Origin of the sequence: Halomonas jincaotanensis, from assembly GCF_018448785.1 — a bacterium.
GTDB classification, from domain to species: domain Bacteria; phylum Pseudomonadota; class Gammaproteobacteria; order Pseudomonadales; family Halomonadaceae; genus Halomonas; species Halomonas jincaotanensis.
Genome location: NZ_JAHCLU010000008.1, coordinates 192,748 through 208,915 on the forward strand (window position 1 = coordinate 192,748; position 16,168 = coordinate 208,915).

Annotated in this window: 17 protein-coding genes and 3 tRNA genes; 6 read left to right on the forward strand and 14 right to left on the reverse strand. The window is 62.3% G+C overall.

Annotation, left to right across the window (positions count from 1 at the left end; all coding sequences use genetic code 11):
* Positions 1-173 precede the first annotated feature (173 nt).
* The 7 genes from KG088_RS09610 to KG088_RS09640 all read right to left on the reverse strand — a co-directional run bounded on the left by KG088_RS09610 (position 174) and on the right by KG088_RS09640 (position 4,815).
* Positions 174-249, reverse strand: a tRNA-Thr gene (locus KG088_RS09610).
* A gap of 45 nt (positions 250-294) precedes the next feature.
* Positions 295-369 (reverse strand) — tRNA-Gln (locus KG088_RS09615).
* Between the two features lie 7 nt (positions 370-376).
* A tRNA-Phe gene (locus tag KG088_RS09620) sits at positions 377-452 on the reverse strand.
* 104 nt (positions 453-556) lie between these two features.
* Positions 557-829: an oxidative damage protection protein gene (locus KG088_RS09625; RefSeq protein ID WP_213825302.1), complete on the reverse strand. Its 273-nt coding sequence runs from the start codon at positions 827-829 to the stop codon at positions 557-559.
* 2 nt (positions 830-831) lie between these two features.
* On the reverse strand, positions 832-1,944 hold the full coding sequence (gene mutY, locus KG088_RS09630) for an A/G-specific adenine glycosylase (protein WP_213825303.1): 1,113 nt from the start codon (positions 1,942-1,944) through the stop codon (positions 832-834).
* Between the two features lie 64 nt (positions 1,945-2,008).
* Positions 2,009-4,366, reverse strand: a complete 2,358-nt coding sequence (locus tag KG088_RS09635) for an AsmA family protein (RefSeq protein ID WP_213825304.1) — start codon at positions 4,364-4,366, stop codon at positions 2,009-2,011.
* Entirely contained in the window at positions 4,363-4,815 is a 453-nt protein-coding gene (locus tag KG088_RS09640) for an acetyl-CoA sensor PanZ family protein (RefSeq protein ID WP_213825305.1), read from the reverse strand. The genes KG088_RS09635 and KG088_RS09640 overlap by 4 nt, the downstream gene beginning before the upstream one ends.
* Before the next feature lie 185 nt (positions 4,816-5,000).
* Between KG088_RS09640 and hisB the strand changes: the two genes are divergently transcribed.
* The 4 genes from hisB (at position 5,001) to hisF (ending at position 7,922) form a co-directional block, all read left to right on the forward strand.
* Positions 5,001-5,594 carry an imidazoleglycerol-phosphate dehydratase HisB gene (gene hisB, locus KG088_RS09645; protein WP_213825306.1) on the forward strand — a complete coding sequence of 198 codons (594 nt, stop codon included), beginning with the start codon at positions 5,001-5,003 and terminating at the stop codon, positions 5,592-5,594.
* Positions 5,595-5,625: 31 nt separating this feature from the next.
* On the forward strand, positions 5,626-6,267 hold the full coding sequence (gene hisH / locus KG088_RS09650; protein ID WP_213825307.1) for an imidazole glycerol phosphate synthase subunit HisH: 642 nt from the start codon (positions 5,626-5,628) through the stop codon (positions 6,265-6,267).
* A 128-nt stretch (positions 6,268-6,395) separates the two neighbouring features.
* Positions 6,396-7,145, forward strand: coding sequence for a 1-(5-phosphoribosyl)-5-[(5-phosphoribosylamino)methylideneamino]imidazole-4-carboxamide isomerase (gene hisA / locus KG088_RS09655; RefSeq protein WP_213825308.1), 750 nt, complete (start codon positions 6,396-6,398; stop codon positions 7,143-7,145).
* Positions 7,146-7,148: 3 nt separating this feature from the next.
* A complete protein-coding gene (gene hisF, locus KG088_RS09660; RefSeq protein ID WP_213825309.1) occupies positions 7,149-7,922 on the forward strand; it encodes an imidazole glycerol phosphate synthase subunit HisF in 774 nt (257 codons plus the stop codon).
* Positions 7,923-7,942: 20 nt separating this feature from the next.
* On the opposite strand, the gene KG088_RS09665 is transcribed toward hisF, so the two are convergent.
* The gene (locus KG088_RS09665) at positions 7,943-8,548 is read right to left on the reverse strand and encodes a YjaG family protein (protein ID WP_213825310.1); all 606 of its coding nucleotides are present in this window, start codon (positions 8,546-8,548) and stop codon (positions 7,943-7,945) included.
* A 57-nt stretch (positions 8,549-8,605) separates the two neighbouring features.
* Positions 8,606-8,899 (reverse strand): MGMT family protein, encoded by a 294-nt coding sequence (locus KG088_RS09670; RefSeq protein ID WP_213825311.1) that lies wholly within the window; start codon positions 8,897-8,899, stop codon positions 8,606-8,608.
* 59 nt (positions 8,900-8,958) lie between these two features.
* Here KG088_RS09670 and KG088_RS09675 point away from each other — a divergent pair, with 59 nt between their 5' ends.
* Positions 8,959-9,654, forward strand: coding sequence for a type 1 glutamine amidotransferase (locus KG088_RS09675; protein ID WP_213825312.1), 696 nt, complete (start codon positions 8,959-8,961; stop codon positions 9,652-9,654).
* Positions 9,655-9,671: 17 nt separating this feature from the next.
* Here KG088_RS09675 and mnmH read toward each other — a convergent pair whose 3' ends face one another.
* From mnmH to KG088_RS09700, 5 genes are all read right to left on the reverse strand, one after another.
* Positions 9,672-10,793, reverse strand: coding sequence for a tRNA 2-selenouridine(34) synthase MnmH (mnmH, locus tag KG088_RS09680; RefSeq protein WP_213825313.1), 1,122 nt, complete (start codon positions 10,791-10,793; stop codon positions 9,672-9,674).
* On the reverse strand, positions 10,790-11,827 hold the full coding sequence (gene selD / locus KG088_RS09685; protein ID WP_213825314.1) for a selenide, water dikinase SelD: 1,038 nt from the start codon (positions 11,825-11,827) through the stop codon (positions 10,790-10,792). The genes mnmH and selD overlap by 4 nt, the downstream gene beginning before the upstream one ends.
* 64 nt (positions 11,828-11,891) lie before the next feature.
* Entirely contained in the window at positions 11,892-13,268 is a 1,377-nt protein-coding gene (gene radA / locus KG088_RS09690; protein WP_213825315.1) for a DNA repair protein RadA, read from the reverse strand.
* A gap of 95 nt (positions 13,269-13,363) precedes the next feature.
* Positions 13,364-13,813 (reverse strand): copper resistance protein NlpE N-terminal domain-containing protein, encoded by a 450-nt coding sequence (locus KG088_RS09695; RefSeq protein WP_213825316.1) that lies wholly within the window; start codon positions 13,811-13,813, stop codon positions 13,364-13,366.
* Positions 13,814-13,924: 111 nt separating this feature from the next.
* On the reverse strand, positions 13,925-14,818 hold the full coding sequence (locus KG088_RS09700; protein WP_213825317.1) for an AEC family transporter: 894 nt from the start codon (positions 14,816-14,818) through the stop codon (positions 13,925-13,927).
* Positions 14,819-14,940: 122 nt separating this feature from the next.
* On the opposite strand from KG088_RS09700, the gene hisC reads away from it, so the two are divergent.
* Positions 14,941-15,996 (forward strand): histidinol-phosphate transaminase, encoded by a 1,056-nt coding sequence (gene hisC, locus KG088_RS09705; RefSeq protein ID WP_213825318.1) that lies wholly within the window; start codon positions 14,941-14,943, stop codon positions 15,994-15,996.
* Positions 15,997-16,168 lie beyond the last annotated feature (172 nt).

Genomic DNA, 16,168 nt, shown 5'->3' on the forward strand with positions numbered 1-16,168 from the left:
TACCTCACTATCCCTCGTGCCGTAGTTTTTCGAAGACGCGCGATTATTATCGACAAATGAAGCAAAGCGACCGGCAAGGCCGCGCAACACCATAGAAATGACACACACAAAAAAGCCACCTCATTAGGCGGCCTCTTATATGCAGCAACGCTTTGTTTTCCCGGGACTTTCTATGGTGCCGGCAGCAGGAGTCGAACCCGCGACCTACTGATTACAAGTCAGTTGCTCTACCAACTGAGCTATGCCGGCTCGGGACCGACTCGCGCGAGATGCAGAATCGGAAAGGGATTGGCGTGGCTGGGGTACCAGGATTCGAACCTGGGAATGCCGATACCAAAAACCGGTGCCTTACCACTTGGCTATACCCCAGCAGTTGTGGTGGCCAGAGACGGAATCGAACCGCCGACACGGGGATTTTCAATCCCCTGCTCTACCGACTGAGCTATCTGGCCGCTGCCAACGGTGCGTATTAAACCCTAAGGGGTCGTTTTCGTCAACCCCGTTTCGTTTCAAAAAGATGGCGGGGACTGGCGCTCAACGAAGGTCGGCAGAGAGGTCAGGTATCACGCGGCACATAGCCCTCGGCCTGGTCGGTCTCGCGATTGTCGAAAAAGCGTTCCATCTGCTCCATCAGATACTCACGGGAGGTAGGCTCGAGCATATTAAGATGTTTTTCATTGATCAGTCGGGTCTGTAGTGCCTGCCACTCCTCCCAAGCCTGCTTCGATACGCTGGACTGAATCTCCTGGCCCTTCTTGCCGGGCAGGGGAGGAAACGGCAGCGCCTCGAGCTCCTGCTGGTACTTGCGACAAAAAACGGTCTGGCTCATCGTCAATGCTCCTGGTAATGCGTGTTGGGGCCGGCAGGGGCGGTCAGGGCGACAGGTTCAAGCGATCTCAGCAACGCTTTCACCGGCGCCGCCAAGCCGATAGTGTCGGGCTGCTCTGGATCGTACCAGCGCTGGGCTTCGCCTACCGCGTCGAATCGTTTGATCCTTGCCGGCTGTGGCGTGACCTTCAGGCGAAAATGACTGAACACATGGGTAAATGCCGCCCAGGCTGGCGCCAGCTCGGCGTCCGGTAGGCGGGCATCCAGCCAGGCCCGCAGCGATTCATCATCATCGAACTGGGGCAAGCCCCATAGTCCACCCCAGAGCCCGGACGAGGGACGCTGCTCGAGCAGCACACGCCCCTTGTCGTCGCGCAGCAACAGCATGAGGGTCGTGCGTGTGGGGAGCGCTTTCTTGGGCTTGGACTCGGGAAAGCGGCGCTCCTCGCCTCGCTCATGAGCAAGGCAGACGTCGTTGAAAGGACAGCGTGCGCAATCAGGGCGACCACGGCGACACAGCGTTGCCCCGAAATCCATCATCGCTTGGGTGTAGTCGACCAGGCGCTCGCAAGGCGTGAAATGCTCGGCCAAGGCCCAGAGCCGGCGCTCCACCGCGGGCCGCCCGGGCCAGCCTTCGACGGCATGCAAGCGGCACAGGCTTCGTTTGACGTTGCCATCGAGGATCGTCGCCCGCCGGCCGGTGCTCTGGGCGATGATCGCCCCGGCGGTGGAGCGTCCTATGCCCGGCAAGGCGGCCATGTCATCCAGGTTGTGCACGGGGAACTCGCCGCCATGATCGTTGACGACTACGCGCGCGGCCCTGTGCAGGTTGCGCCCTCGCGCGTAATAGCCAAGCCCGGTCCAGAGGTGCAGCACCTCGTCCTGTGTGGAGCCCGCCAACGCCTGGACATCGGGAAAGCGGGCCATGAAGCGCTCGAAATAGGGAATCACCGTGGCGACCTGCGTCTGCTGCAACATGATTTCCGAGACCCAGACCCGGTAGGGCGTGCGCTCCTGCTGCCATGGCAGGTCATGACGCCCGTGGCCGTCGAACCAGCTCAGCAGGCGACGCTGGAAAGCGGCAGGCGCGAGCACGGGGGACGGCACTTCGGTCATGCGTGCTCCATGATCAAGGCGAGAAAAAGCGCCGGCCGGGGCCGACGCGGGAAAAATGTCACGCTCAGTTGAAAAGACCGCGCAGGGCATCGCGGAGCTCTCCGCCAGCCTCCTCGCCGATACGCTCGTCAAGCCCCTCAAGAGCGCCTTCGAGGCGCTGTTCGGCTTCCTCACCGGCACGCTGCGAGGCTTCATTACGCAAGAACTCGGCCAGAGTATTTTGCAGCGCCCCGCGGTCGAAGCGGCACCACTCGCTATTGTCGCCGCTCAGGCTACCTTCACAGCGCACCGGGAAAGGCACCCGCTCGAGGCGCGGGCTCACTTCGCAGGCGGCATCGGCGGTATTCACGAAGCGGGCCGCAGCGCGCACGTCGAACTGCTCGCTGACGATATCGAGCTGCCCTTCGCCCCCGACTTCAATGCCGGGGAGGGTAACGATCAGGTTATCACTCTCCACGGTGCCGTCACGGATGACGAAGTTCGCCTCGGCACGATCAAAGCGGGTCTCATCACTCCATTCACGGCGGGTCTCCTCACCCTCAAGGGTCGCGACGGCGGTACACAGGACCTGGGACACATTGGTCTCGAGAATAGCGCCTTCCTCCAGGCGAGCCGCCAGGTTGCCGCTCAGGCTGCGCTTGAGCTCTGGCAAGACATTGCCCCGGGCATCGAGATCGCCTTCCATCGACAAGCGGCCGCGCAGCGGAGGGGAAGACTCGCCCAGCGCCTCGAACAGCGGCACAAGACCGACTCGAGAAAGCTGAGGTGCGAGCGACCAGCGTAGCGGTAACTCCCGAGTGTCCAGCTCCCCACTCGCCGCAAGCTCGCCTTCGTAGAAACCTGACTCGAAGGCAACCAGTCGCTGGCGGCCATCACTGCCGGAAAGCGCCAGTTGTACGTCCAGGAACTCCAGGCCCATCAGTTGAAGCTCCGCGAGGCGCAGCTCCCCTTCCAGAGCAAGCGCTGAAAGCCATTCGACAGGCACCAAGGCATCAGAGGTTTGCGCGTAGGCTCGCTCAATGCCCGGCACGAAAGGCATTTGTGCCGTATCGGCGTTCGGCTCGGCGGGGGGCAGATAGGCATCGAGGTCGAGACTGTCGCCTTCTAGGTTGAAATCGAGTGACTCGCCGTCGAAACCAGCACCCAGACGGCCGGTGAACGTATTATCGTCGAGCACTAGCGTCAGCCCAGTCAATGCCACCCTTTCTAGGTTCCCCTCATAGGGGCTGGTCAGCGCCACGTCACCCAGCGCCGAATCGCTGGCCATGTTGGGTAGCATATCGAGCCGGGCCAGCCAGGGGCGCAGCGAAAGCGGCGCCAGGTTTATCTGGCCACTGTAGGCCAGCGCGTCGAACAGCTCGGTCACCTTGAGCGTGCCGCTGAGTTCCAGGCCATTTTCACCGGTCAATTCCAGCTCGCGGAACTGAGCCGTCTGTTCCGCAAGGTCGGCGTCCAGCTCGAAGCCCAGCGACAGCGGCATGGCCTTCTCGCCCAGGCGCGGGTGGTGCAGGCTGGCGTCGAGCTTGGCCGCCTCGAGTTGCCAGCGGTGCTCGGTGGTATCGATGACCATTTCGCTGCTCTGGAGGTTGGCTTGCTGCTCGTCATCGCTGTCGCCAAGGCGGGTGGCGCTCGTCAAGTTGAGGTCCTCAAGCACGTAGCGGCCTTCGGCAAGCTTCAGCTCCATCCTGCTCTTGAAAGCAATATCGCTCTCCAGCTGCGGCTCGATTGCCTGCTCTTCCCCGCTGAGCTTGTCAAACAGGTAGGCCTTGAAAGAGGCTTCGAGCGGAAAGGGGCCGTTGGGATTGACGTTGCTACCGCCGATATCTAGGTTGGTAAGTCGCCACTCCTGATTCGTTTGCAGATCACGGAAGCGAACCTCGCCGTCACGCAGTCGTACATTGGCGATATTGAGCGCCACGGCCAGCCGACCCTCTTCGGCGTCGCCATCGGGGTTGGGGCCTGCGCTGGCTGGCAATAGCGCCCCTTCCGCCGCTTCGCTGCGCTCGGAGAGCCGCTCGACCAACACCTCCCAGTTGCCACGCCCCTGCTCGTCGCGCTCCAGATTCAGCCGCATGCCGTCCAGCGTCAAACCATCGATGGCGATCTCGCCGCGCAGCAGTGGCGCAAAGGACAGGCTGACTTCGGCATGGCTGAAGGCGGCAAAATGCGCCTCCTCCTCGACCTCCTGATCCGGCAACCAGGCTTCGGCACTCGCCACACTGACGCCCAAACGAGGATAAAACGACCAGCTCAGCGGGCCCTCCAGCGTCATTTCCAGACCGCTATGCTCACGAACCACTTCGACCAACCGAGGCTTGAGATCCTCGGGATCGAAGAAGGTGGTGACGTAGATCACCGCCCCGACCATCACCAGCGCCAGAATACCGACCGCCGCAAGCAGGGTCCGCAAAATCCGTTTCATTCACTATCTCCGTGTCCAGGAAGGTTGAGTTCGAAATAGTCGCCCGCCGGGGTCAGCCGATAACCGAGTCGGGAAAGCAGCACCTGATCGGCCATGGGCAGCTGCGAGGCAAACACGCGCATCCTGCGTCCCTGGAGACTCGCTGACTCACCGACCAGTGCCAGCAGGCGTGACCCGACCCCGCTGCGCCGGGTCGATTTACGAACGCAAAGGTGCGAAAGCCACCAGGCATCACCGCTGTCCTGCACCGCCACGGCACCAAGCAAATGCTCACCGAATCTGGCACAGAAATAGAAATTCCCGGCGTCCAAGTGGTTATGAATGAAATCATCTACCGACAGAGGGAGTCGCTCGCTGGGGGCATCGGCATAGATGCGAGCGAGATCGAGCCTGGCTTGAGGATCAGCCTCCCAGACACTCCGATCGAGCTGCTGGAGAGTCACCGTCATGTGTGGACCTCCCTGGCCGAGGAACGAACCGGCCAATACTGAATGGGGCGCATTGTAGCGGATGGGGTGGGCAATTCTCTATAATGGCAGGCTCGCGGCATCAGGCACAGCTCAGTCACCGCGTTGCCCATTCCGGTGCAGGCACCGGTCATTTCCGACAAGCGCCACACCACTGGAGCCCCGATATGTCCGAGCGCATCGCGACCATCACCCGTGACACCAAGGAAACCCGGATCACGGTGACAATCAACCTCGATGGAGAGGGTCGCCTGGTATGCGATACGGGTGTGCCGTTCCTCGATCACATGCTCGATCAGGTGGCTCGTCATGGTCTGATCGATCTGGATATCAAAGCGGCAGGTGACCTGCATATCGACGATCACCATACCGTCGAGGATCTGGGTATCACCCTGGGCCAGGCATTCGACCAGGCGACCGGTGACAAGCGTGGCATCTATCGTTATGGGCATGCTTATGTCCCCTTGGACGAAGCCCTGTCGCGTGTCGTGGTAGACTTCTCCGGGCGACCGGGGCTGTTCATGAATGTCGAGTTCACCCGCGCCGCCGTCGGTCGGCTGGATACCCAGCTGTTCAGGGAGTTCTTCCAGGGCTTCGTCAATCATGCCCGGGTTTCCTTGCATATCGACAACCTGAAAGGCGAGAACGCTCACCACCAGGCCGAGACCGTCTTCAAGGCATTCGGCCGCGCGCTTCGCATGGCCGTGGCACAAGACCCGCGCATGGCCGGGCAGATGCCATCTACCAAGGGCTGCCTCTGAGTCCATCGAACGATCACACGAGGAGCGTTTCATGACCATTGCCGTCATCGACTACGGGATGGGCAACCTGCATTCTGTCGCCAAGGCACTGGAGCACGTCACCCACGAGAACGTAATCATCACCCGCGATCCCCGCTGTATCCGCGGTGCCACGCGTCTGGTGCTGCCCGGCCAGGGGGCGATTCGCGACTGCATGGGCGAGCTGGAGCGCACCGACCTGCGCGGGCTGGTCCAGGATCTGCTCGCCCGCCAGGACAAACCGCTGCTGGGCATCTGTGTTGGCCAGCAAATGCTGCTGGACCGCAGCGAGGAAAATGGTGGCATCGACTGCCTGGGATTCCTGGCCGGCGACGTAAAGCGCTTCCCGGCCGACATGCGCGACGATTTCGACCATCGCCTGAAGGTGCCTCACATGGGCTGGAACCTGGCACACCAGCACCACGTCCACCCTCTCTGGGAAGGCATCGATCAGGACGAACACTTTTACTTCGTTCACAGCTATTATGTCGCGGCTACCGACGACGCCACGGTCTTCGGCACCACCGACTATGGCCGGGTAACGGCTCACGTGGCCATCGGTCGCGACGCCACCTTCGCGGTCCAGTTCCACCCCGAAAAGAGCTCTCGCGCTGGCTTGCGCTTGCTGGAAAACTTCGTGAACTGGGCGCCCTGAACGGCGCTGCTCTTTTTACAGGCGCCCGAGGCTTCGCCAATGGCTGGCACCCGAGGCCGTGCATATACAGGCACCCGAGGCCGCGCCAATGACAGGCGCCCGAGACCGCGCCAACCAAGGACACTGATATGCTGGTAATTCCCGCCATCGATCTAAAGGATGGCAAGTGCGTGCGTCTCAAGCAGGGTCGCATGGACGACGCCACCACCTACGGCGATGATCCGGTGGCCATGGCCGCCCGCTGGGTGGAAGCCGGCGCGCGTCGCCTGCACTTGGTTGACCTCAACGGGGCCTTCGAGGGTCAGCCGATCAACGGTGAGGCCGCCACCGCCATTGCCCGCGCCTGGCCTGAACTGCCGATCCAGATCGGCGGTGGGATTCGCTCCGCCGAGACGATAGAGCATTATCTCGCGGCAGGCGTCTCCTACGTGATCATCGGCACCAAGGCAGTCAAGGAACCCGATTTCGTCGGCGAGATGTGCCGTGCCTTTCCCGGTCACGTGATCGTCGGCCTGGATGCGCGTGACGGCTATGTGGCTACCGACGGCTGGGCCGAGGTTTCCACGCTGAAAGCCACCGACCTGGCGAAGCGCTTCGCTGATGACGGCGTCTCCAGCATCGTCTACACCGATATCGCCCGCGACGGCATGATGTCCGGTGTCAACGTCGCGGCCACCGCCGAGCTTGCTCGCGAAGGCGGATTGCCGGTGATCGCCTCGGGCGGCGTCACCAACCTCGATGACCTCCGCGAGCTGATCGCCACCGGCGAGCCGGGCATTCTCGGTGCCATCACCGGGCGTGCCATCTATGAAGGCTCGCTGGACCTGGCCGAGGGCCAGCGGCTATGCGATGAACTCGCCAACCGGACCGGGAGCTAAGCCATGGGACTCGCCAAGCGCATCATCCCCTGCCTCGATGTCGACGCTGGCCGTGTGGTCAAGGGCGTCAACTTCATCGGCATCCGCGACGCCGGTGACCCGGTGGAGATCGCCCAACGCTACAACCAGCAGGGTGCCGACGAGATCACCTTTCTCGATATCACCGCCAGCCACGAGGATCGCGACACCACCGTGGGAATGGTCGAGCGCATCGCCGGCGAGGTGTTCATTCCACTGACCGTGGGCGGCGGCATCCGCAGCTGCGACGACATTCGCACCATGCTCAACGCCGGCGCCGACAAGGTCTCGATCAATACTGCCGCGGTGACCAACCCCGATTTTGTGCATGAGGCGTCCGAGCGCTTCGGCAGTCAATGCATCGTGGTGGCCATCGATGCCAAGAAGGTATCCGCCGAGGGCGAGCCGGACCGCTGGGAGATCTTCACCCACGGCGGGCGCCGACCCACCGGGCTGGACGCCGTGGAATGGGCGAAGAAGATGGTCGAATATGGCGCTGGTGAGCTGCTGCTGACCAGCATGGACCGCGACGGCACCAAGGTCGGTTTCGACCTGGGCGTGACCCTGGCGATCAGTGAAGCCGTCAGTGTGCCGGTGATCGCCTCGGGTGGTGTCGGCAATCTGGATCATCTGGTGGAGGGCGTGACCAAGGGCGGGGCCGATGCCGTACTTGCCGCCAGCATCTTCCACTTCGGCGAGTACACCATTCCCGAAGCCAAGCGCTATATGGCCGAGCGCGGCATCGAGATGCGCTTATAGGGTTAGTCGGTGGAGAGCTCTCAGTCGGCGGAGAGCCCCAGGTTGCTGACACCGTCGTTGCGTCCCAGGCGCCGCAGCGCCTTGAGCGACTCGCGATCGACGGGCTCTTCCACCGCTTGCAGTACGGCCTCCTGAAAATCGAGCTCGTCCGCCATCAGCGGATGTCGGCGCACCAGTTCGCCGAGTCGCTCGGCGTCCTCCTCGCCCTCGGTCAGCTCGATGAAGGCGCGTATCCCACCCTTCGAGGTGCGGCTGACCTCGAACACGGCGTCCGGCGCCTCGCCGCGCAGGGTGTCGAGCAGCGCCGAGAGCGCCACGACCGCGTCCAGCGCTCGGCGGGCGCCGAAACTCTCATCATTCGCCGCGGGTTCAAGCTCCGCCAGCTTATCGGCCTGACGGTCGAAGTCGATGCGCGCTTCTTTCACCGACAGCTGCTCCCAGACCAGGTCCAGGATCACCCTGAGTCCATGGGAGTCGCCCCGGCCGGCGGCCTCGTCGCAGAGAGCCTGACAGTAAAAAACATAGTTTGGCAGCAGTCTTTCGCAGAGCGCGGCCATGAAGGCCTGCTGGCGGCGGCGGTCGAGTTGGCGAAGCCGCTGAAAGAAGTCACGGCGATCCTGAATCATGAAACGCTTTCCCGCATGGAATATCGAAATGGGTGGTTGTTCTCGGAATCATAGTATTCAAGGCCATAGTCGTTCGGTCGGCACACGACCCAGCGCATCGAAGATCACGCCCTCCGCGACCAAGCGCTGGCGCTGTTCATCGGCACCGCCATGGTCGGCCAGCCGGCGCGAGGCGGTGATCACCCGAAACCATGGCAGTTCATGGCCTGCCGGCAGGTCGCGCAGGGCGCGTGCCACCAGGCGCGGCGTTCCCCCCTCCGTCATTGCGGCAATGCGCCCGTAAGTCGTGACTCGCCCAACTGGAATCTCGGCCAGGATGGTCAATATCTGTTCTCGCAGCGCCGACTTCATGTACCCTTGCGCTCCCTTGTCATGTCATCCCTGTTTCTTCATCAACGGCGAGGTCATCCATGCACCTTCATCTGCTCCAGCATAGCCCTCATCAGGGGCCGGCCCGACTCGCCGACTGGCTGACCAGCATGGGTCACAGCCACACGGTGTTTCATCTCGATGCGGGCGAGCTGGTGCCGCGCCTGGCCGATTGCGACGCCCTTGTCGTGCTCGACGGGCCCTCCACTATCGATGCCGAACCCACCCTCCCTTGGCTGCGGCAGGAACGCAAGCTCATCGAACGCGCGCTGGACAGCCGCAAACCCATCCTCGGCATCGGCTTCGGGGCGCGCTTGATCGCCTTGGCGCTGGGGGCGACGGTAGCGAGCGGCACCTTCGCCGAAAGCGGCTGGCAGCGTATCGACCTGGCCGCCGACAGCCCCTTCGATCTACCAGAGCGCTTCGATGCCTTCATGTGGCACCGTGAGGTCTTTGCCCTGCCGGATGAGGCAAGCCCCCTGGGTGGCAGCGCGGCAAGCCCGATCCAGGGATTCGCTTGGGACGCGGGACGCGTGGTGGGCCTGCTCTGCCACCTGGAGGCGACAGCCGTCAGCGTGGCGCAACTGATCGACGGTCAGGCGCCGCCGGCAGGCAGTGCAACCAGCCCGCATGTGCAGAGCACCGCAGCGATGCTCGAAGATCCCCGACGCTTCGACCGTCTTGCCCCTCTGCTCGACCGGGTGCTGAGCCAATGGCTGCGCAGCACCTCGTCCTGAGCGCGTCGCTGTCATATTCAGGCCGACAGCGCCGCCGCTGATGCCTGGCTCGCCTCTCGCGACCAATGGCGTGCCGCTTCGAGGCAGCTCTCCCAGTCGCCCACATGCAGAAAGCGGCGCTCGGGGTGCTTTTCCAGTTGATGGCGATAGAGCGGATCGTAATACTCGGTCAACAGCGGCGCGAGCCAGGCCTCGTGAGCCTGTCGATTGCCGCGCTCGTGTTCCCGAAAAGCCAGCGTCTGCAGGCGTGAAAGCCGTGCCAGGCGCGCGCTGCCCAGGCGCTTTCGCAGCCGGCCCAGTGCCGTGGAGAGCTGCTTGCGCATCAGCGCCCAACCCAGCCAGTCGCCATACTGCGCGCGATAGATGTCCCAGAGATCGTCGATATAGTCCTTGCTGATCTGCTCGAGCCGCCAGTCCAGCGGCATCTCGATGCGGATTCGTGGCGCCTTGACCATCCCCTCCCAGAAGCGCAGCGGAATATTGGCCGCGCCGATGTGGCGGGATTCGTCCTCCAGCACCAGCGGTCCCGGCAAGTCCAGCAGGCGGCGGCCGATGGCATGTTCGAAATCGATCTGCGACGGGGCAGGCAACGGATGGCGACCGAAGGCCGAGCCCTTGTGCCTCGCGCACCCTTCTAGATCCAAGCCGTTGTCGACCTTCAGGGTCAACGCCGTCTTGGCGCAACCGGTCAGGCCGCTCACCACTAACTGTGGCTGCTCCGCCGCGGTATCGATACGCTCACACAGCGCCTGGCGCATGGCCTTCCAGCCGCCGCGGATCCGCGGGCGCGTGATGCACGCTTCCGCAGCAAGCCACTGCTGGGACACCTGGGAGCGCAGCCCACCCCGAAAACAGTAGACGACCGCATCGGGATGGTCATCGAGCAGCTTCACCCAGGCAGCGACCCGGTTTTCCTTGACGGCGCCGCTGACCAGCCGCTGGCCGAGCGCGATGGCGGCATCCTGGCCCTGTTGCTTGTATGCGATACCGACCCGGCGGCGTTCCTCATCATCCATCAGCGGCAAATTGACCGCCCCTGGCAGAGCACCCTGGCTGAACTCAACCGGCGCTCGAACGTCGATCAGTATCCGGCCCTCCTGCAGCAGCGTCAGATCTGGCTCGATCAGCGGCAGACTCATCCGCGCACCGTAATCATGGCCGGGCCGCTGGATCTGACAATCTCGCCGAAGGGCACGAGTTCTATACCGTGTTCACGACCGATACGCTCGACATCATCCTCCCAGGAAGGATGCACCGAGAGCAACAGGCCTCCGGAAGTCTGGGGATCGCAAAGCCACTGCCAGTGCGCCTCGTCCATCTTCGGCAGGCTATCCCCCAACGCATCTCGATTGCGCTGGGAGCCACCGGGGACGGCGCCCTGGCGTCGATAGGATTCGGCTTCGGCCAGGCGCGGCAGGCGCCGGAAATCGATATGGGCCGCCACGCCGCTGGCCTTGCAGATTTCGACAAGATGTCCGGCCAGTCCGAAGCCGGTGACGTCGGTCATGGCATGCACGCCCTTCACACGGGCGAGCTCGATACCGATGTCGTTGGGCTTGAGCATCGTCTCCCGGGCCAGGCCTTGATGGCCCGCTTGGATCAACCCTTGCTTCTCTGCCGTTGTCAGCAACCCGATGCCCAGCGGCTTGGTCAGGAACAGCATGTCACCGACCTGCGCCCCCTCGTTGAGCTTGAGGTGCGCCAGATCCACCAAGCCGTTGACGGATAAACCAAAAAACGGCTCCGACGACTCGATCGAATGGCCGCCGGCGAGTGCCACGCCCAGCTCACGGCATACCGCCTGGGCGCCGCCGACGACGTCACCCGCCACATCGGCACTCAGCTTTTCCAACGGCCAACCCAGGATGCTCAGTGCCATCAACGGTTTGCCACCCATGGCGTAGACATCACTGATGGCATTGGTGGCGGCAATGCGGCCAAAATCGAAGGGATCATCGACGATGGGCATGAAGAAATCGATGGTGGTGATCATCCCACGGCCATCGCCGAGGTCGTATACGGCGGCATCCTCGCGGCCCTGGTTGCCGACCACCAGGCGGGCGTGGTTAGCGCCCGGTCCGGCTTTGGCCAGAATACCATCGAGCACGTCGGGGGCGATCTCGCAACCACAGCCGGCTCCCTGGCTGTACTGAGTCAGATGGATGGCGCTCATGTCGTTCTCCTTGGCAACAGCATTTATGACAGTCTACAACATGCCTTGCGATGGTCGGGTGCGGTCACAGGGCCTCCAGGGCATCGGCGAGCTTGTCCACGGCGATGACTTCCATACCGACGGGCGAGCGTTTGGGCGCATTGGCCCGCGGCACGATCGCCCGTGTAAAGCCATGCTTGGCGGCTTCGACGATGCGCTCCTGACCGCTGGGCACGGGGCGGATTTCACCGGATAGCCCGACTTCGCCGAAGACTACCAGCTCGCGTGGCAGCGGTCGGTTCTGCAGGCTGGACACCACTGCGAGTAGCACGGCAAGGTCGGCGCTGGTTTCCAACACCTTGACCCCACCGACCACGTTGAGAAAAACGTCCTGGTCGCCGGTGAAGAGCCCACCATGACGATGAAGCACCGCCAGCAACATGGCCAGCCGGTTGGGGTCCAGCCCCACGGCGACGCGACGCGGATTGCCCAGCGCTGAATCGTCGAGCAGTGCCTGTACCTCTACGAGGATCGGCCGGGTGCCTTCCCAGACCACCATCACCAGGCTACCAGCACCCTGTTCCTCGTTACGCGAGAGAAAGATGGCGCTGGGATTCTTCACCTCGCGCAGGCCCTGCTCGAGCATGGCGAAGACCCCCAACTCGTTGACCGCCCCAAAGCGGTTCTTCTGGCCACGCAGGGTACGAAAACGCGAATCGGCTCCGCCCTCGAGCAACAATGAGGCATCGATCATGTGCTCGAGGACCTTGGGACCTGCCAGGGTGCCATCCTTAGTGACATGCCCCACCAACAGCAATACGGTGTTCGACTGCTTGGCGAAGCGGGTCAGGGCGGCGGCCGACTCGCGCACCTGGGCCACGCCGCCCGGGGCCGAGGCGATGTCTTCCAGATGCATGGTCTGGATCGAGTCAATCACCAGGATGTCCGGCCGCTCACGCTCGGCCACCGCGAGGATGGTTTCGACGCTGGTTTCGGCCAGCATCTTGAGCCCACGGGTCGGCAGCTGCAATCGGCTCGCCCGCATCGCCACCTGGGAGAGCGATTCTTCCCCGGTTACGTAGACGACGCGACGCGCCTGAGCCAGCTTGCAGGCGGTCTGAAGCAGCAGTGTCGACTTGCCGGCGCCAGGATTGCCCCCCAGCAGCACCGCCGACCCCGGGACCAGTCCACCGCCCAGCACCCGATCGAATTCCTCGAAGGTCGAGGAAAGTCGGGGCACTTCGGTGAGATCAACACTGCCTAGGTCGACCACCTCTCGCGACAGGTCACCGGCATAGCCGCCTCGTCCAGCATTGGTGGTAGCCGCTCCACCGGGGCGCGAGGCCGCCAGGCGCACCTCGCTCAGGGTGTTCCATTGCTGACAACTGCTGCACTGCCCCTGCCACTTGGGGAATTCGGCGCCGCACTCGGTGCACACGAAGGCACTTTTCGCTTTGGCCATGCCCTGCTCTCGTTGCTGAAATGGCGTCTATTCTAACAGCCCCGGAATCGACAAGGGCGGCCCTGGGGCCGCCCTTGCTTACCAGCATACAGCTGTTACTGACGCTGCAACTGAAGCATGTCGTTATTCTGGAAGCGACGGCGCTGTGGGTCGATCAGCTCCAGGGTATCGGCATCGATACGCATGAAGTAGTAGATCTGGCCATCTCCGTCAGGCGTGAGCTCATAGACGGTCGCGTCGGGGTTTTCAGCCGTCCCGCTCAGCACTTCCCAGTTACCGGCGTAGTTCTCGTCAGGTGGGTCTTGCGGGTGGGCACGATAAGTGGCGTCCAGGGTGAACGTCCGATCTTCCGGCGCCGACGACTCATCGCCGGTCATTTCGACATTGATGTCGATACCGTCGCAGTTGCGGCACGGCAGGGTACCCTGATAAGTCGCTTGCGGCTCGGCCATCTCGGGGGCTGCAGCCTGTTCACCGGGCCCGGCAGCACAGCCGGCCAATAAAGCGACAAAGGCCGACCCGGCCAGCAACGTTCTGATTTGCATGTAGCTCCTCCTAAACAATGGGCCTAACTCCGTAATCCACGGCTGCCTAATTGATAGCATACTCTCTCACGCCCTCAGCTGACAGCATCGGCTACCGGGTGTTCCTTGCGATCACACGCCAGAATGAACGTAGACGAACACAAGCCCTAGTACCACCGGCATCACTATCAAACTACCAAGATTGCCAATCAATACCAACGACGCCACGGTATGGGGCTCCTGCCGGTATTGCTCGGCCACAAGATAATTGAGTACCGCCGGGGGCAGTGCCGCGAAGACCCAAAGACAAGCCGCCTGCAAGCCGCTCAACTCAAGCAGCCAGATCAGCGGCACCGCAAGTACCAGGCCTGACAGCGGGCAGAGTAAGGCACCGAGCAACCCGGTCTTCCAGTCACCGAAATCGATATCCAGCATCCGCACGCCCAGCGCGAAGAGCAGCAAGGGAACACAGACCCCACCGAGCATGTGCAGCGCCTCAAGCAACCAGCTCGGCAGCGCAAGCCCGCTCAGGTTAACGGCAAGGCCGGCGATGCTTGCCAGCACGATGGGCATGCGCAGCAAACGCCAGAGTGAAGTGCCGGGCCTTAGCATGTAGAGTCCCACCGAAAAGTGCAGCAGCATCTCGACAATGAACAGCACGACCGCCGCGGGTAGCGCCGACTCGCCGAAGGCTAGCAGCAACAGCGGGATGCCCATGTTACCGGAGTTGTTGAACATCATCGGCGGCAGGAAGGTTTTTGGGTTCAATTTCAGCCATTTCACGACCGGCCAGAGCACGAGGCCTGAGCCCAGCACAATCACCACGCCGCCCAGCGCTAGCTTGGCATATTCTTCCAGCGGCGCTTGTCCGTCGGCAAGCACGGCAAACACCAGCATGGGCACAAAGAGTTCCATGTTGAGCGTGTTCATTCCGCGTATATCGGGTGTGCGAAAGTGGCCGTAGAGCGTCCCGCAGCCGGAAATAAGAAACACCGGTAGCAGGGTCGCGAGAATTTGCGCGGTCATGAACAGATCCAGTGAATTCGCATGCGGACAAAGGCCATTATCCTAGCACGTCAGTCGCTTGCGCGGTCGCGTTGCACAGGTCACCATGGTTACATAACCCCGGTGCCACCTAGCGAGAGATCATGAGCAAGTTCTGGAGCCCCGCAGTTCGTGAACTGACGCCCTATGTGCCTGGCGAACAACCCCGCGAACGTCTGATCAAGTTGAATACCAACGAGAACCCTTACCCCCCGGCATCCGGTGTTGGCACCGTCCTGCGGGATTATCCCACCGATCATCTTCGGCTTTATCCCGATCCGGAGTCCCGTGCACTTCGCGATGCTCTGGCGACAAACCTTGGAGTTGAACGGAAAAACTTGTTCGTCGGCAATGGTTCCGATGAAGTGTTGGCCCTCGCCTTTCAGGCTTTCTTCTGTCAAGCCAGGCCTCTGGAGATGCCATCCATTTCCTACAGCTTCTATCCCGTCTACTGCAAGCTCTACGGCATCGAAGGACTTATTCGCCCACTCGATTCGCAATGGCGAGTCGATCTCGATGATTTCGGCACCGATGCCGGCGGCGTCATCTTTGCCAACCCAAACGCTCCCACCGGCCACGGCCACGGTAGGGAGGCCATCACCGGCCTGCTGCAACGAGTTACGGAATCGGTTGTACTGATCGACGAGGCTTACGTCGATTTCGGCGGCGAGAGTGCTGCGCCCTTGGTGACTCTTTACCCTAACCTGCTGGTCACCGGCACCTTCTCAAAGTCCCGCAGCCTCGCCGGCCTGAGGCTGGGTTATGCAGTAGGGTCTCAGGAGTTGATCGAAGGGCTCGAACGAGTCAAGAACTCCTTCAACTCCTATCCCGTCGATAGCTTGGCCAGTGCCGTCGCCATTGCCTCCCTTGATGACGACGAGCATTTCGAGGCGTGCCGTGAAGCAGTAGTTACGACACGCGAGCGCACCCGGACTCGCCTCGAAAAACTGGGTTTCCGGATACTTCCTTCCCAAGCCAATTTCATCCTCGTCAGCCATCCCCAATTCGACGCGGCTCAGCTATTTGTCGGACTGCGCGAGCGCGGCATCCTGGTCCGTCATTTCAACACACACGCCCTGCGTGACTTTATGCGTATCTCGATCGGCACTGATGATGAGATGGACAGCCTGGTGGAGACTCTCGAGTTATTGTGCGGGTAAAAGCACTCTCGCGCTCTCAAACATAACGCCAGGCCCTAGGGCTGGCGTTATGTTTGAGAGTGTTGTCTACATTTTTCTGTGTGAGTTTTTCTTTTCCGCACACGAGAGCCCCCCAGCATCGCGTGATGCTGGGGGGCCGGGAGAGGTGCCTGACGATGACCTACTCTCGCAT

Coding starts and splice junctions, on each gene's coding strand:
- KG088_RS09635 (WP_213825304.1), bottom strand. CDS start 4,366: ATGAAACGGATTTTGCGGACCCTGCTTGCGGCGGTCGGTATTCTGGCG.
- KG088_RS09695 (WP_213825316.1), bottom strand. CDS start 13,813: ATGCAAATCAGAACGTTGCTGGCCGGGTCGGCCTTTGTCGCTTTATTG.
- radA (WP_213825315.1), bottom strand. CDS start 13,268: ATGGCCAAAGCGAAAAGTGCCTTCGTGTGCACCGAGTGCGGCGCCGAA.
- mutY (WP_213825303.1), bottom strand. CDS start 1,944: ATGACCGAAGTGCCGTCCCCCGTGCTCGCGCCTGCCGCTTTCCAGCGT.
- KG088_RS09625 (WP_213825302.1), bottom strand. CDS start 829: ATGAGCCAGACCGTTTTTTGTCGCAAGTACCAGCAGGAGCTCGAGGCG.
- hisA (WP_213825308.1), top strand. CDS start 6,396: ATGCTGGTAATTCCCGCCATCGATCTAAAGGATGGCAAGTGCGTGCGT.
- KG088_RS09665 (WP_213825310.1), bottom strand. CDS start 8,548: ATGATTCAGGATCGCCGTGACTTCTTTCAGCGGCTTCGCCAACTCGAC.
- hisB (WP_213825306.1), top strand. CDS start 5,001: ATGTCCGAGCGCATCGCGACCATCACCCGTGACACCAAGGAAACCCGG.
- hisF (WP_213825309.1), top strand. CDS start 7,149: ATGGGACTCGCCAAGCGCATCATCCCCTGCCTCGATGTCGACGCTGGC.
- selD (WP_213825314.1), bottom strand. CDS start 11,827: ATGAGCGCCATCCATCTGACTCAGTACAGCCAGGGAGCCGGCTGTGGT.
- KG088_RS09640 (WP_213825305.1), bottom strand. CDS start 4,815: ATGACGGTGACTCTCCAGCAGCTCGATCGGAGTGTCTGGGAGGCTGAT.
- hisC (WP_213825318.1), top strand. CDS start 14,941: ATGAGCAAGTTCTGGAGCCCCGCAGTTCGTGAACTGACGCCCTATGTG.
- hisH (WP_213825307.1), top strand. CDS start 5,626: ATGACCATTGCCGTCATCGACTACGGGATGGGCAACCTGCATTCTGTC.
- KG088_RS09675 (WP_213825312.1), top strand. CDS start 8,959: ATGCACCTTCATCTGCTCCAGCATAGCCCTCATCAGGGGCCGGCCCGA.
- mnmH (WP_213825313.1), bottom strand. CDS start 10,793: ATGAGTCTGCCGCTGATCGAGCCAGATCTGACGCTGCTGCAGGAGGGC.
- KG088_RS09700 (WP_213825317.1), bottom strand. CDS start 14,818: ATGACCGCGCAAATTCTCGCGACCCTGCTACCGGTGTTTCTTATTTCC.
- KG088_RS09670 (WP_213825311.1), bottom strand. CDS start 8,899: ATGAAGTCGGCGCTGCGAGAACAGATATTGACCATCCTGGCCGAGATT.